We start from the raw sequence: 14887 nt of genomic DNA, 5'->3' as shown, positions 1-14887 counted from the left end.
TAACTTCAATAAATTAGATTTCAATGAAAATAATCATAAATTATGAGAGGTGCTTTTTGTGAGTGCGGTAGGTTCTAAATAGGAAAAATTTAATGAAATGAATCTAATGATGACAGGGGATTTTTATAGCGTTCTATACCCCTAGATTTGTCATGGATTTATTTCAAAACCTATGAAGATACCTACAATACTTTATAAAGCATGTAATCGTATGTGTTATGGAGTAACGATACATTTTTAAAATGTTGGTTTATTTAATAATGCGTTATTTTACACTTGCCTTGTAATGTAAGTAAAGCTGTGGTATCCCCACAGCTTTTTTATGTTCATTTTTAAAGAAACCCGTTGAAATCTAATGATTAGGTATCTTCATATATGATGAAATCATAGTGAGGAGAATGAAAATGAATACAATCACATTTGAAAAGTTGCAGTATAACGAGTTAAAGGAAATTGTGAAGTCTTATTGTGTAAGTGGACTTGGCAAACAATTGCTTGATAAGTTACAACCGAGTTCTAATGCTAAGGTAGTGAAAAATAGATTAAATGAAACGACGGAAGCAAGAGCTATATTAGATGCGGAAAGTCATGTGCCATTTTTGGGCATCTCTAATATTGAAAGTATCATTCAAAAACTTGAAAAGGGTATGATTATAGATCCAACAGAGTTAGTTAGCATATCGGACTTTTTAAGAGGATGTAGAAAAATTAAGAAATTCATGCTGGATAAAGAATTCTTTGCACCAGTATTAAGTTCATATGCGTATTCGATGTCGGAGTTTATAAGTATTGAAGAAGAGATAAACTTTTCCATTAAAGGGAACAGTGTAGATTCTGCGGCAAGTAAAGAATTGAAACGAATTAGAAACCAAATTGAAACAACGGAAGAAAAGATTAAAGAGCGATTAAATAAGTTTTTAAATAGTAGTGCAAATAAGAAATATATTCAAGAATTCTTTATAAGTAAAAAAGACGACAGATATACAATTCCGATTAAGGCTTCTTACAAAAATCAAGTTGCAGGAACGATTGTTGAAGTTTCTTCTAAAGGTTCAACTGTTTTTATGGAACCGACTATAATTACGAAATTAAACGTGGAGTTAGCAAGTTTAAAAGCGGAAGAGGCAATGGAAGAGTATCAAATATTAGCAACCTTATCAGGAATGGTATATGAAGAAATGAGTGATATCAAGATTAATATTGAACTCATCAGTCAATATGATATGGTGTTTGCGAAAGCTAAATTTAGCAAACATATTGGTGGGATAGAACCTAAGTTAAATAATCACGGATATATAAAGTTGGTTGAATGTAAACATCCGCTGTTACAAGGAAAGATTGTACCATTGAATTTTGAAATCGGGAAAGATTATCGCAGCTTGGTTATAACAGGGCCAAATGCTGGTGGGAAAACAATTGTGCTGAAAACAATTGGATTACTAACTTTAGCGACGATGTCAGGGTTTCATATTGTTGCAGATAAAGCTACAGAGATTTCGCTTTTTGAGAATATCTTTGTTGATATTGGTGATAACCAAAGTATTGAAAATGCATTAAGTACCTTTTCATCTCATATGAAAAATATTTCAGAAATTATGAGGGAAGCCAATAATAGCACGCTGCTATTATTTGATGAAATTGGTAGCGGTACAGAGCCAAATGAAGGTGCTGCACTGGCAATTTCCATTTTAGAAGAATTTTATCATATGGGATGTATGACAATTGCTACGACTCATTATGGTGAAATTAAACGTTTTTCAGAAATTCATAGTGATTTTATGAATGCGGCAATGCAATTTAATAATGAAACAATAGAGCCGATGTATAAGCTTATCATCGGAAAATCTGGAGAAAGTAACGCCCTTTGGATTTCTAAGAAAATGAATGTAAGAGAAAGTGTTTTAGATCGAGCAAAGAATTATATGGAAAATAAAGATTATAGCTTAGAGCGAGTGCAAGAAAACAAAATAAAGAAACCGAAAATGGTCATAGTGAAAAAAGAAGAACAGTATGAATTCGAGAAAGGGGACAAAGTAAAATTATTAGAGTACGATGATTACGGGATTGTATATAAGGAAAAAGACAATTTTTATAACATCGTGGTGCTATATAATGAAGAATTTATTGAAGTGAATTGTAAGCGAGTCGCTCTGGAATTGAAAGCAACTGAATTATACCCAGAGGGGTACGACTTAGATACATTATTCATTACTTATAAAGATCGAAAACTACAGCATGATATAGAACGAGGATCGAAAAAAGCACTAAGAAAAATACAAAAGGAAATTAGAAACAGGAAATAATGATGTATGGCAATTAAACAAGAATGAGAATAGTAAACGAATCGTCCTAAAGAGTGAACAGTATAGCTGTTTCACTCTTTTTATTTTGTTCAAGTTTGTATGTAATGAAACTTAATGAAACGAATACGCTTTTTATTGTTCATCAATTTATATGAAAAAGTTTCTCAATAGGCAGGTTGTTGAGAAACATGATGGAAGTATTCGAAATAATGAATCACTAATTTATAATAACTTTTGAAACGGTTATTGTCATTGCAAATGCTCTATATATGAGCATTTGTATGTTTCAAATAGGGAAGGTGAGATCATGGATAATAAAGAAAAAAAACTGGAATACATATTGTTCAACGCATGGGCTGTTGCTTTTATCGCGACCATTGGCAGTTTGTATCTTTCTGAAGTAATGAAATATGAACCATGTACATTATGTTGGTATCAACGTATTCTCATGTATCCACTAGTGGTCTTATTAGGAGCAGCTATTATACGAAAGGATTATAAAATTGGAATTTACAGTTTAATCATTGCCATTGTAGGAGCATGTATATCTATCTATCATTATTTGCTTCAAAAAGTATTCTTTTTTTCTACAAATGGAGCAACATGTGGAAGAATACCTTGTACAGGAGACTATTTAGACTGGTTTGGATTTATTACGATTCCACTGCTCGCTCTAATAGCCTTTCTTATCATTGTTATTTGCAGTTTTATCCTTATTAAAATAAGCAAGGAGAGAAGAAGTATATGAAAAGAATGCTTATTTTTAGTACCGCTATTATATTGGTATTTGCAGTTATTACTTTTATCACAAATAAGGAACCGAAAAGCGAAAAAACAACAAGTACAGAAAAGATAAATTATTATCAGAATCAAATTAAACCAGAACAATTGCAACAAGACCTTTCAAATCACAAAGAAAAAATAGTCTATTTTTATAAAACAACCTGTCCTCATTGCTTGAAGGTTTCTCCAATTGTAGTTCCTTTAGCAAAAAATATGAATATTGATTTGCAAGTTATGAATTTAGAGGAATATCAACAGGGGTGGGATATGTTTCAAATAAAAGGGACACCTACAATTATTTCTTACAAAAACGGGAAAGAAATGAATCGAATTTTAGGAGAACAGTCTCGAGAAACGTTTCAAGCATGGTTTGAAAACAACAAATAAGAGTTTGGATGTTTTGTATGTAAAGAATGTAAATCAGTTTGTTGATTTATCCATTTTAGAAAAATTCTATTAAGCTCTTTTTTGTATGCAGATAGGATATGGAATGTATATATGAATGGTTTTCTAGTTTGCTATGTAAAAGTTGATAAATATGAAAATATTAATTTTTATTCTTGTTTTTAACAATAAACTCTTTTAATTTATAGGAGAACTATTTATTTTAGAGGTTTCCCCCTCATGCTTACCAAGGTTGAGTAAAGACTAATTTTTATTTGATAGGTATGAGGGGGATTCCCCATATGCAATAAAATATAATTTATTAGGAGGTAACACATGTTTAAAAAAGTTGCATTATCCATTGCTTCAGTAGCAGTAGCAGGTTCAGTTTTATTTGCAAGTCAAACGGTAACAGAGGCTGCTTATTATCCGGTACAAAAAACTGGTTCTGGTTTGGATATTCGTACGACACCAACAATAAATGGTACACGGACTCAAAGTAATATTCCAGATGGGACTAACCTTTGGTTATATTGCTATGTGAATGGCGAATCCTATATGGGAAGTAAAGTTTGGGATTATGTAGATGATAATGGTTACGGTGGCAGTTTTAACTATGGCTATGCTCCTGATTATTTCATTAAAACAGGTTCGTCTAAACCAGTTGTTGGATACTGTAGTTTTTAATTAAAAAATAAAAGAAAACAGCCTCATTAGGCTGTTTTCTTGTTTACATGGTAATCTCCGTATTTGTTAAAGGGCTCACTTCACTTTTGGTTTGTTGATCTCGTACCGCGTCTGTAATCACCTTTATGTATTTTAAATCGTTTGGAACTTGAGATAAGAAGCAGATGAGTGTGAGCTTCATTTTCTCCTTTGCTTGTAAGGTCCGATTTTTTGGATCTGCGCTCATTTTATACACATCTACTTGTTCTCCATTACTTAAAATAAGTGTTTTGAAGGGTCCTTTTTCCAAATCCAGTGCTTGATCTGAAGTATTTTCTAAAGTGGTTGTTAATTGTATTGCATTCATTTGCTCTGTACTTAATCCTCGTTCTTTTAGGTTGTATTTTCCAATTCCGCTTACTTCTGTACTCTGAGTAACTTTAATTCTTTCTACTTGAATATGAAGTGGTCCCGCTTCTATCATTGTATTTGGTTCACTTAATTGCTTTAAAATAAATGTTCCGAGCGGATGTTTTGCTTCTTGACCCACTTGAGATAACGGTTCTGTATAAGGCCTAATCCCTACATTGGGTTGAGACGTCACGGGAACCTTATTAGATTCAGATTCTACTTCTGTTTCAGATTTCGTTTGATTGGAACAAGCAGATATAAATATACATAACGATACAGTCATGAAGAGGGAAGATGCTTTTTTCATTTATAGACTCCTTTACTATAGAATATTATTCATACATTTTCTCTTGTTATATGGTTCTTAAATTATTGTAAATTAATAGTTTATAATTTTGAATAAATAAACTGGAAATATACGTACTCTTTACATTGAGAAAATTTATAAACAAATGTTTTAAAAACTATAGTTAGGATTATCTAGAAAGTCTTACTGATGTGAAAAAAGAAGCACTCCCATTGGATTCTTTTTTTATCATGTATTAGATAGTGAGTTAAAGCGGTTCTGGTGCAAAAATTTTCAAGATCATAGTATATTTCACTAGAATACCCTCAAGTACCTTACCTACTCTTCTTTTTGAAGAAATCTTTACCGATTTTAGTTTTTCACTTACTTTTCTTTAAGCGAATACACAAAACAGCACTTTGAGGAATCACTAATTACAGATGGTTTATCCCGCTATTCGCAGGCAGTAGTACCCTACCTCAAAATTGGGCAGGAAGTCAAGAAGATAGGTGAGGGCTTTTACGAGCAGTGGGGGATAAAGAAAACCCCACTGATTAAAGTTTCACTTTATGGTAGCAATAAAATTTTCCCTGTACTCTTTCGACTTTCTAACAATCGGTGTGCTTCAGCACCATTCATTAAAGAAAAAGTAGTAGGATCTGCAATTTTTAATTTTCCAGCAGTAATCCAGTCAAATAATTGTTTTGAGCGTTTTTCTCGTTCTTCATAGGTAGTCAAAACGTTCCAAAGGTCTCCGCCAGTTAATGTTTTAGAAGTATCCATAAGCATTCGTGGATCAACGGGAGCAGGGTCTCCTCCAGCCATCCCGTAAAAAACGACCGTGCCACCGATTCTTGTAACTTGAAAACTATCTGATAATGTAGAACCTACTGACTCATACACAACATCTACACCTCGGTCGCTTGTTACTTCCATCACTTTTTCAGGCCATGGTCCTTCATATAAAAATACATGGTCTGCTCCAGCTGAATAAGCTGCTGCAGCTTTTTGCGGAGAAGAGGTGAGACCAATAACTTTTCCGCCAAGCATTTTAGTAATTTGAATGAGAAGTTGACCAACTCCTCCAGCTGCTGCGTGAATTAGAATTGTGTCGCCTATTTTTATTTCATAACTATCTTTGGTTAAATAATGTGCTGTTAATCCTTGCAGTAAAACAGAAGAAGCTATTTTAAACGAAATACCATCTGGTAGTGGAATCGCTTTTTCCATAGGAACAGCTACGAGTTCCGCATTTGCAAATGGGACATCTGCAAATGCAATGTGGTCGCCAATATTGACGTTAGTTACTTCGCTACCTATTTGCTCTACAATTCCCGACCCTTCATAACCCAATATATAAGGTGGTTTTCCTGCGAGATGATAAGCACCTCTACGTCTATATATATCAGCAAAATTTAAGCCAATCGCTTTTGTGCGAACAAGAATTTCATTCGGATTTATAATTGGGTCTGACACTTCTTTATATTTTAATACATCAGCATTTCCGAATTCCTTGAAACAAAGTGCTTTCATATGAAATACCTCCAATTTGTAACGTGTGTTAATATTGTTTGTTAATGATTCTTATCTTACAATATATATATCAATCAACAAAGAGGATTATTTCGATGAAATCAATCGGAAATATCGATTGAAAAGAGGGAATGGCATTGGAGATAAAACAATTAATTACATTTAAAACTGCTGCAGAAAATTTAAACTTTACGCAGACTGCGAAGAAATTAAACTTTGCTCAATCGAGTGTGACTGCTCAAATAAAAGCATTAGAGGCGGAACTGGGTACACCATTATTCGAGCGACTAGGTAAGCGTCTCTTTTTGACTGAAGCGGGAAGAAAGTTTCAACTATATGCAGATAAAATGATTGCGCTAAGTTATGAGGCTAAAATGGCTGTGAAAGAGGATGAAGAAATATCAGGTACATTAATTATTGGCGCGCAAGAAAGTCAATGTACATACCGACTTCCTTCAATTTTAAAGGAGTTTAAGGCACAATTTCCTCAAATAAAGCTTATATTTAAGCCTGCGCATTCAAATGAGGATGCAAAAGAGCAACTGATGGAAGGGAAACTAGACCTTGCGTTTATTTTAGATGAATGTAAAACAGAAGATGCTTTACATATAGAGTCGCTTATCAAAGAGGAATTAAAAATAGTGGTTTTTCCTAATCATCCTTTACTTGAGAAATCTACAATTTCCACAAAAGATTTTGAAAACGAAACGCTTTTATTAACAGAACTTGGCTGTTCGTATCGTACTATATTTGAAGAATCATTCCGTGCAGAAGGCGTATATCCTATAAATAAAATTGAGTTTGTTAGTGTGGAAGCAATTAAGCAATGTGTAATTGCAGGGCTAGGCATAGCGATTTTACCAGCAATGGTAGTAGAAAAAGATATACAAGAAGGTACAATGAAGGAGTTAGTTTTAGGAAGTACAATTGCTCCTATTTTTACACAAATTGCTTGGCATAAGGATAAGTGGATAACCTCGCCGTTACAGCAATTTATAGATGCAACAAGAACATCGTTTGGTAAAGCTTATTGAGTGGGAAAATATTTGTTTTACACTCAATAAGAAAAGTGAATAATAGATGTTTTTAAAGAAGAGGAAGCCGATATTTGGATGAAAAACAAGTATCGGCTTTTCCATGTTTTTAAGGACAGTGGTTATACTAATCTCAAATTTACTATATCAGGCCACATAAATATGAATACTTTCTCAACTTTTATTTTCAAAGAAATAAGTAAAATTCTTCATGTATTCCAATAATCGTAAGGTGATTTACAATGTTTAGCCTGTTATGTAAGATTCCACTAGAAAGTGTGAAAGGAGGGAACTATATAAGCTTGAATCTAAATTTTTTGTGACCAAGATATTGACCCAAATCCATACTAATACTAGTACTTTAAAAAAGGACAACTTGCTTTACAGGACAACTGTGTCCAAAATCAAGTGAAGTGAATTCATCAACTATTTGGAACGGCTACATAAGAACAGATTTCATTAGGAATCTATATACCTTTTTCAAATAAATACACTCCTTGCACCATAACCCTCAATTGAGTACCTTAATAACTTACCTTTGTTTTCTTTTTATTTTTCCAAAGGGTTAAAAGTAAGTAATACATGTCATAAGTTTCTACACCTATTTTAATTTCAAAATTTTAAAGTAAGAACTACAACGTTTTAAATTCGATATATTAAGAAATAAATACAGACAGATTTAATGATATAATATAGATAATCTTGCAAAATATCCTACAAATAGGGAGAATGGAGAGATAGTTGTGCAGTTTAAGAAAATCACAGGAGCATGTTTAGCAGCAGCACTTACAGTAGGGGTTGTAAGTGGTTGTAATTTAACAGAAAGTTCAAAAGAAGTAAAACAGGACAATACGGCAAAAGTAAAAAAAGTAGGAGAAAAGACGAAGGAAAAAGGCTATGAATTGGAATTTGAAAACGCGGAATTTGCTTTACCAGAAAGATACGAAAAATCAATAAATGAGCGTATCCTTAAAGTGAAAGTGAATATTAAAAATACAGGGGATAAACCTTTGTTATTAATGGAAGAGGATTTCTCATTGTACATAAAAGACGAAAAAATGAAACTATACGATTCTAATGACGAGGATCTACTTAATTATGAAGAAATCGATAAAGGGAGAAAAGTATCTGGTACGCTGTATTTCGATGTTAAAGAGGCACCTTCCTATGAACTTGAATACAAAAAATATCGTGTGGATCCAGATAAAGAAAAACTAGAGAAAACTAATTTTACAATTGATGGTAAAGAGCTAGTGAAGAAGGCGAAAGATTTGAATAGACCAGCTGAAGCGTTAGCTGCATACTTAAATGCGGGTTTTTACGATAAAGATTTAGAAAAAATGAATGAATTAACAGGTGAAGATGGTAAGCAATTTGCAAGCATGATAGAAAACTCAGTTAAAACGTCATCCCTTTCAGGTTCTTACACTTACTCTAGTATTGATGAACAATCATTTACAAATTACTTCAAAAATTTGAAGGCGGCACTTCAAAAAAATGTGAAATTTGAAACGAAAGTATTATCTGTAAACCCAGGAAGCGATACAGCAGAAGTCGAAATAAAATCGAAACCTATTGTGCTTTCTGACTTGCAAATAAAAGTAGAAAGTGAGCGTAACAAAATTAGAAATGAGAATCCTAATATTTCTTATCCTGAATTAGTGAAACGTTTATTTGATTTCACTTCATCTCAATTACCTGAAGCAAAAACATCTGATACTGAAGAAGTTGTAACTGTAAACATGAAAAAACATGGAGAAAATCAATGGCGCATAGAGGAATATGATATAAAGAGACTTTCGCCAATACTATATAAAAATTAGTTAGGATGGACGGGTCCTTTTAATAAATTGTAGGATTTAGTTTTTGAAATGTAATTAACTATAAGTAAATGCGTATACTTGATAAAAATCGGTATTTTCAGTATTAAATTCGTAAGAAACTTTTGCTTTAAATATCACAGAAGACCTTTCGGGTTATAAGAATTATTGTTAATGAAGTTTGCAATAATTCTTATCTCACCGGAAGGTCTTTTTGCATTGGCAAAATACTATTCCAAAAGGAGGAAAGATCAAGGGACTTGTGACAATCTCAACTTATGAGAGAATGCGTTTTTCTCCTTGGATTTCTTGAATTGGATTAATATTTTGTGTGAATTCAAGGGCGCCCATGTATTCTCCATCTTCACTCCGTATAGCGAAATAACGAATGTATACATATTTATCTTTGAACTTAATCCAGAAATCTTCACAATCTTTGTTTCCAGATTTGAAGTCTTCTAAGAGCTTTTCAACGACATGAACGCTTTTTGGAGGATGGCAGTTTTGGACTGTTCTGCCGATTATCGCTTTTGTGCGAGCAAAGATCCGCTCTTTTCCATGAGAGAAGTAGCGTACAACATCATCCTGATCAATGTACGTAATATCCACAGGCAAGTGGTTCAACATTAGCTCTAATTGTTTTAAAGATAGTATACCTGTTTCTAAACGAATGAATCCTTCAGACATAGCCTGCTCTTGTATCGCTTTTCTTTCAGGTTTCCATACGCCTGCAGGACCTGTTAAGCAATAGCCGATTTCCTCACTTTCATGAGCGATTTTAATCCATTCGTCTTCCGTAAGAGTTTGAAGTGCCATCGGAAACAAAATATTTTCCTCTTTAAAAATCATTTCACTTGCCTCACGGATGACAAAGTAAACGCCGTCTAAGACTGTCTTTTTATCTCCGTTATAGTTTGTTAATTTTTGTTTAACATCTTTAATGGCGTTACGAATGACGTCATCGATCCCCCACATTACTTGTGTCGGTCCGTAAATTCCGTATTTTTCTAAATAAGGGAAAAGTAAATTTTCTTTGCGGCTGTAGTGTTTATCCACATCCAGCAACAGATTTAAATCTTCGATTAGTTTATAGACGTTTTCTTCACTATCTTCTTTTTCGAATCGTTCATAGTGAAGTTGAAGCTTGAAGTTAACAAGCTTATCGATTTTTTTGTTTTCAAGCTTAAATGTATGAATTGGATGTCCAGGTTCGTCTTCGGGTTTATCGGATCTATGGATTTCTTCAATGGAACCTTTAAAAATAGCTGTATGCACTGAGCATAAACGTTGTACTTCTTCCACTGGAATTCCTTCTTCTTCCATGAGTGCCTGTTCAAGCTTTGAAATTTCCGCAACGGTAATATTCCCGACTGCTTCTTCAAATTGTGCTTTTACTTCTTCTACACTTTTTCCATTATGAAGATTTTTAATAATCTCCTTTAAGATTGCCTGGCGTTCAAATTTATTCATACTTTCTTGTTCACGATTGTTAATTATCTCGCTCATAAGGACTCTCCTCTATTCTTTAATGTTAAATCCATTATTTTTAAAAGTTTTTTTTACTATATCGAACGAAATTCCCTTCATTCGGCATCCATTTGGAATAGTCATCACACGGCCGGCCGTTTGCAGCATGCCGGGTTTCGTTATATGTTCAAAGCCTAGCTCTTTTAAGATAGGGATGATTTCAGGGTATTCGATAGCCAAATCGCAAACTGTTTGACTAAAATCAATCATCTTTGTCATCATTCTCACCTCGGAAACAAGTGATATTAATTCTCAGTAATAATGTAACATAGAGATAATGAATAGGTTGTGAGGTAAATCACACATGTACTTTTTAAAAGATTTTTTAAAAAAGTACATGTGTGATTTTTTAATAATCCAATCAATTTTTTTACTTACTTTGATAAGGGAATCAAATAAAGAATTGCTAAAAAATCGAAAATTGGAGTTAAAATGAATGAGGCTCATAAAAATAACCAAGCGGAAAATTTGAAGAGAAAACTAGGTCGCGTTAAGAAAGTACGTTGCATAAAAGGAGTGTTGATATATATAAATACAAATTAAAAAACCAACATAAAACCCTTCTTTTTAGGTGGGAGAGAGCATCCGGCCATGCATAGAAGCGGTCAGATCCTTTTCCTGCCCAGACATAGTGAAAACAAAGAGAGAAAACGAGTGCAGGTCACCTTTTGTTAGCCATAGCCGCGGCTTATATGTCGAAACATCAAAATGGATTTATATAGAACTCAAAAGAAAGAATTGAATGATACTATTTGTAATAAAGAGAAAATTTTATTCAACAAAAGAACCCCCAATCTATTTATTATGGGGATACTGATTTTCTTATTTTAAAGTAGCGATAATCATAATTAGCGATTAACAGGCTTACGAAAAAATTATCGACAGCCTGTTTTTTGTTTTTCTCTTTAGTTATTGAACGTATTATTCTTTATCTATGTAATATTGAACTATTAAGGTGGTTTTTATTTATTAGTATTCGATCAGATGATTTCTTCTTCTAATTTCTCTGGAATAATAATGAAACAGCCGTTTTCATCAATATGAATTAATTTCTTTCTTTTTAACTGATTAATTGTGCGACTAACCGTTTCCCTTGATGTTCCAATCATATTGGCGAGTTCTCGATTTGTAAAATGGGTCGTTAATGTATATGTATCATTTATCTGTGTACCATTTGATTTACATAAGCGAAGTAATAACATAATAATTTGTTCGTATGTATCATGAAGAATTTGTTCTTCTAATCGGTTCTGAAGATCCACAATTTTCTCTCCAAGAACCTTAAACAATTTAATACATAGTTCAGGGTACTGAATCAAAATTTTCTCAAAATCAGCGATTGGAGTAACAATTAATTGTGCGGACTCAAGTATTTCGGCATGTGCGGGGAAGGTACCTTCTCGGAAGAAACCAGCGTGGGGAAACATTTCTCCAGCTTGAAGCACAGAAACAATTTGTTCTTTTCCAGTTACATCCGTTTTTTGAATTTTCACCCTACCTGAGTGGATAAAAAACACACGGTCAAGTATGTCACCCTGCATAAATACAAATGACTTCGCTTTATAAATTCGCATTTGTGAAATATCCACAAATGGCTGAAGTTCTTCTTCTGAAAGTTCTTTAAAGAGGGAGACTCCCCGTAAATGTTTTTTAATCATTTCTTCTTTCATATATACAACTCCTTAATAATTTCAGGCATATTCCTTCTATAATAAAGTTATATCAAGCCGTTAAATGAAACAGTAATAAAAATCACATTTGTGATAGAAAGTGTGAACATTTTTTTACAAATTTATCTCGCTATTCGCGGGCAGTAAGACTCCCGCCTCAAGATTCAGATAGAAATAAAGAAAATAGGTGGGGGATAACTGCTCGTAAAAGCCCGATTGGTGAGGGCTAATGATCAGTGGGGGATGAAGAAATCCCCACTGATAAAAGTTTCACTTTATAATGAGAATTTTATTCGTGATGTATCTCACAACATTAATGTCTATATAACTTTACAATTAGAATATAAATCGATAGGAGGGTTTAATCTTGATTAATCGTGATTTTAACAAAAATCCATTCATTGTGATATGGGAGTTAACAAGAGCATGCCAATTAAAATGTCTTCATTGTCGTGCGGAAGCTCAATATCATCGGCATCCTCTTGAGCTAACATTTGAAGAAGGAAAAAACCTAATTGATGATATATATGAAATGGATAATCCGATGCTTGTTTTTACCGGTGGTGATCCGTTAATGCGTCCGGATGTATATGAGATTGCAGATTATGCGATAAAAAAAGGTGTTCGGGTATCCATGACACCAAGTGCTACTCCAAACGTTACGAAAGAAACGATTCAAAAAGCAAAAGAAGTAGGGCTTGCTAGATGGGCATTTAGTTTGGATGGGCCAACAGCTGAAATACATGATCATTTTAGGGGGACAGAGGGGTCATTTGAATTAACAATGAATGCGATTCGTTATTTGCATGAATTGAAAATTCCTATTCAAATTAATACTGTTGTTTCTAATTATAATGTGAATGTACTTGAAGATATGGCAAAATTAGTAGAGGAATTAGATTGTGTGCTTTGGAGTGTATTTTTCTTAGTGCCAACGGGGCGCGGCAAGGAAACAGATATGATTTCACCAGCTCAGCATGAAAGGGTATTCCAATGGCTATATCAATTAAGTAAGAAGGTCTCTTTTGATATTAAAACAACAGCTGCTCAGCACTATAGACGTGTTGTTATTCAACAAAAAATGAGAGAAAATAAAAAAATAGATCAGGCTATTCAATATCAGGATGTATTGATGACTGGAATGACGGGGCAGATTAATGGGCTTGGACGTGCTCCAAAAGGGGTGAATGATGGAAACGGTTTTGTATTTATTTCTCATATTGGAGATGTGTATCCAAGTGGGTTATTACCTATCAAAGCCGGGAATGTTCGAACAACACCACTAGCTGATATTTATCGAAACTCCCCTGTCTTCCAAGACTTGCGTAATCCGGACAAGTATAAAGGAAAGTGTGGGGTTTGTGAGTTTCGATATGTTTGCGGAGGATCTCGTTCCAGAGCTTTTGCCATGACTGGAGATTACATGGAAAGTGAACCTTTCTGTGTATACATTCCAAAAGCATTACGAAAACAGAAAAAAAACGTATAAAAAATGGGACATGAGCACTTTTTACTCATGTCCCATTTTTTTATACGAAGGGAACTAAGAAAAGGGGGATGGCCCCCTTTTAAGTTATCCCCCACAACTCTCAAGTTAAGGGTTCACCTTTTTTCTTATTTAAGCTTTTGCAATTGCACGTGGAAATAAAATATTATTTTCTAAATGAATATGTTGGAACAAATCGGATTCAAGAGCTTCAAGTCGCTGATAGACAAGACGATAAGTACCACAAGCACCTACTGGAGGAGTAAAGTCATTTGTAATTTTACGAAGTTCTTTAATAATATCGCCAGCATGGTTATGTTCATTTTCCAATTCATCCACTACTTTGCGTAATTTTACATAATTTTCATCGCTTGGATTTTGCTCAAATGCTAAAATTAATGGGAAATCTTCTGTTTCTTCTTTAATTAAATGTTGCTCTAATTCAGTTTTTAATTCATGAAACAACTTGTGAATTTGAGCTAAATGAGGTTGTCCTGCTCCATGAACACGTAACACTTTTGTCACGTATGGACTTAACAGTGGTAACTCTTCATTTAAATAGCGATGATGCTTATTCACAACATAGTCAATCAATTCGTTATAAGAAGCAGTTTTCCAATCAATTTCCGATTCGTTTAATAGTTTTGTTTCATGATAAAGAGTATTTAACTTTGTTAAAACCTCTTCTGCTGATAAATTTCTTTCATTAATAGCGTCGATAAGTGGTCTATTACCACCACAACAAAAGTCTATTCTATATGATTTAAAAAGATCGCTAGCCTTTGGAAATTTTGTAACAATCTCACCAATAACAGAAGTCTCAGTAAATGTATGTTCCATATGAATGCCTCCATAAAGTTTAAATTTAGTATCTGGATTAAGAATATCAATAATTTTGCATCCACGTGGTGATATATATCACTTGTAATGTGTTAATTTCATCATCAGTAATTTTATCCCGCTATTCGTGGGCAGTAATACTCT

The 14887-nt window shown here is 33.6% G+C and carries 13 protein-coding genes; 7 read left to right on the top strand and 6 right to left on the bottom strand.

All coding sequences use genetic code 11. The features are described 5' to 3' along the window. The first annotated feature begins 404 nt into the window (after positions 1-404). The 4 genes from QRE67_RS15810 (at position 405) to QRE67_RS15795 (ending at position 4157) form a co-directional block, all read left to right on the top strand. Positions 405-2303 carry an endonuclease MutS2 gene (locus tag QRE67_RS15810; protein ID WP_286121123.1) on the top strand — a complete coding sequence of 633 codons (1899 nt, stop codon included), beginning with the start codon at positions 405-407 and terminating at the stop codon, positions 2301-2303. Positions 2304-2610: 307 nt separating this feature from the next. Continuing rightward, the gene (locus tag QRE67_RS15805; RefSeq protein ID WP_286121122.1) at positions 2611-3051 is read left to right on the top strand and encodes a disulfide oxidoreductase; all 441 of its coding nucleotides are present in this window, start codon (positions 2611-2613) and stop codon (positions 3049-3051) included. After that, entirely contained in the window at positions 3048-3473 is a 426-nt protein-coding gene (locus tag QRE67_RS15800) for a thioredoxin family protein (RefSeq protein ID WP_286121121.1), read from the top strand. Before QRE67_RS15805 ends, QRE67_RS15800 begins: the two co-directional genes overlap by 4 nt. Positions 3474-3806: 333 nt before the next feature. Continuing rightward, positions 3807-4157, top strand: a complete 351-nt coding sequence (locus QRE67_RS15795; protein ID WP_286121120.1) for a hypothetical protein — start codon at positions 3807-3809, stop codon at positions 4155-4157. Positions 4158-4200: 43 nt separating this feature from the next. Here QRE67_RS15795 and QRE67_RS15790 read toward each other — a convergent pair whose 3' ends face one another. After that, complete coding sequence (locus QRE67_RS15790) at positions 4201-4854, bottom strand: hypothetical protein (protein WP_286121119.1); 654 nt, start codon at positions 4852-4854, stop codon at positions 4201-4203. 546 nt (positions 4855-5400) lie between these two features. Beyond that, positions 5401-6366, bottom strand: a complete 966-nt coding sequence (locus tag QRE67_RS15785) for a quinone oxidoreductase family protein (protein WP_286121118.1) — start codon at positions 6364-6366, stop codon at positions 5401-5403. A gap of 137 nt (positions 6367-6503) precedes the next feature. Between QRE67_RS15785 and QRE67_RS15780 the strand changes: the two genes are divergently transcribed. Together QRE67_RS15780 and QRE67_RS15775 are read left to right on the top strand one after the other, a co-directional pair. Continuing rightward, entirely contained in the window at positions 6504-7400 is an 897-nt protein-coding gene (locus QRE67_RS15780) for a LysR family transcriptional regulator (RefSeq protein ID WP_286121117.1), read from the top strand. Positions 7401-8143: 743 nt separating this feature from the next. Further along, a complete protein-coding gene (locus tag QRE67_RS15775; protein ID WP_286121115.1) occupies positions 8144-9223 on the top strand; it encodes a DUF5105 domain-containing protein in 1080 nt (359 codons plus the stop codon). 273 nt (positions 9224-9496) lie between these two features. Here QRE67_RS15775 and QRE67_RS15770 read toward each other — a convergent pair whose 3' ends face one another. From QRE67_RS15770 to QRE67_RS15760, 3 genes are all read right to left on the bottom strand, one after another. Next, positions 9497-10726 carry a DUF438 domain-containing protein gene (locus QRE67_RS15770; protein ID WP_286121114.1) on the bottom strand — a complete coding sequence of 410 codons (1230 nt, stop codon included), beginning with the start codon at positions 10724-10726 and terminating at the stop codon, positions 9497-9499. Between the two features lie 12 nt (positions 10727-10738). Then, positions 10739-10966: a DUF1858 domain-containing protein gene (locus QRE67_RS15765; protein ID WP_286121113.1), complete on the bottom strand. Its 228-nt coding sequence runs from the start codon at positions 10964-10966 to the stop codon at positions 10739-10741. Positions 10967-11727: 761 nt separating this feature from the next. Beyond that, positions 11728-12417: a Crp/Fnr family transcriptional regulator gene (locus QRE67_RS15760; protein ID WP_286121112.1), complete on the bottom strand. Its 690-nt coding sequence runs from the start codon at positions 12415-12417 to the stop codon at positions 11728-11730. 367 nt (positions 12418-12784) lie between these two features. Between QRE67_RS15760 and QRE67_RS15755 the strand changes: the two genes are divergently transcribed. Continuing rightward, on the top strand, positions 12785-13906 hold the full coding sequence (locus QRE67_RS15755; protein WP_286121111.1) for a TIGR04053 family radical SAM/SPASM domain-containing protein: 1122 nt from the start codon (positions 12785-12787) through the stop codon (positions 13904-13906). Between the two features lie 129 nt (positions 13907-14035). Here the strand turns inward: QRE67_RS15755 and ric are convergent, their stop codons facing one another. Next, complete coding sequence (ric, locus tag QRE67_RS15750) at positions 14036-14743, bottom strand: iron-sulfur cluster repair di-iron protein (protein WP_286121110.1); 708 nt, start codon at positions 14741-14743, stop codon at positions 14036-14038. Between the last annotated feature and the right edge of the window lie 144 nt (positions 14744-14887).

The sequence above is a fragment of the Bacillus sp. DX3.1 genome (genome assembly GCF_030292155.1).
Taxonomy (GTDB): Bacteria; Bacillota; Bacilli; order Bacillales; family Bacillaceae_G; genus Bacillus_A.
The sequence above is the reverse complement of the archived record's forward strand: the minus strand, read 5'-3'. Positions and strand labels throughout refer to the sequence as shown.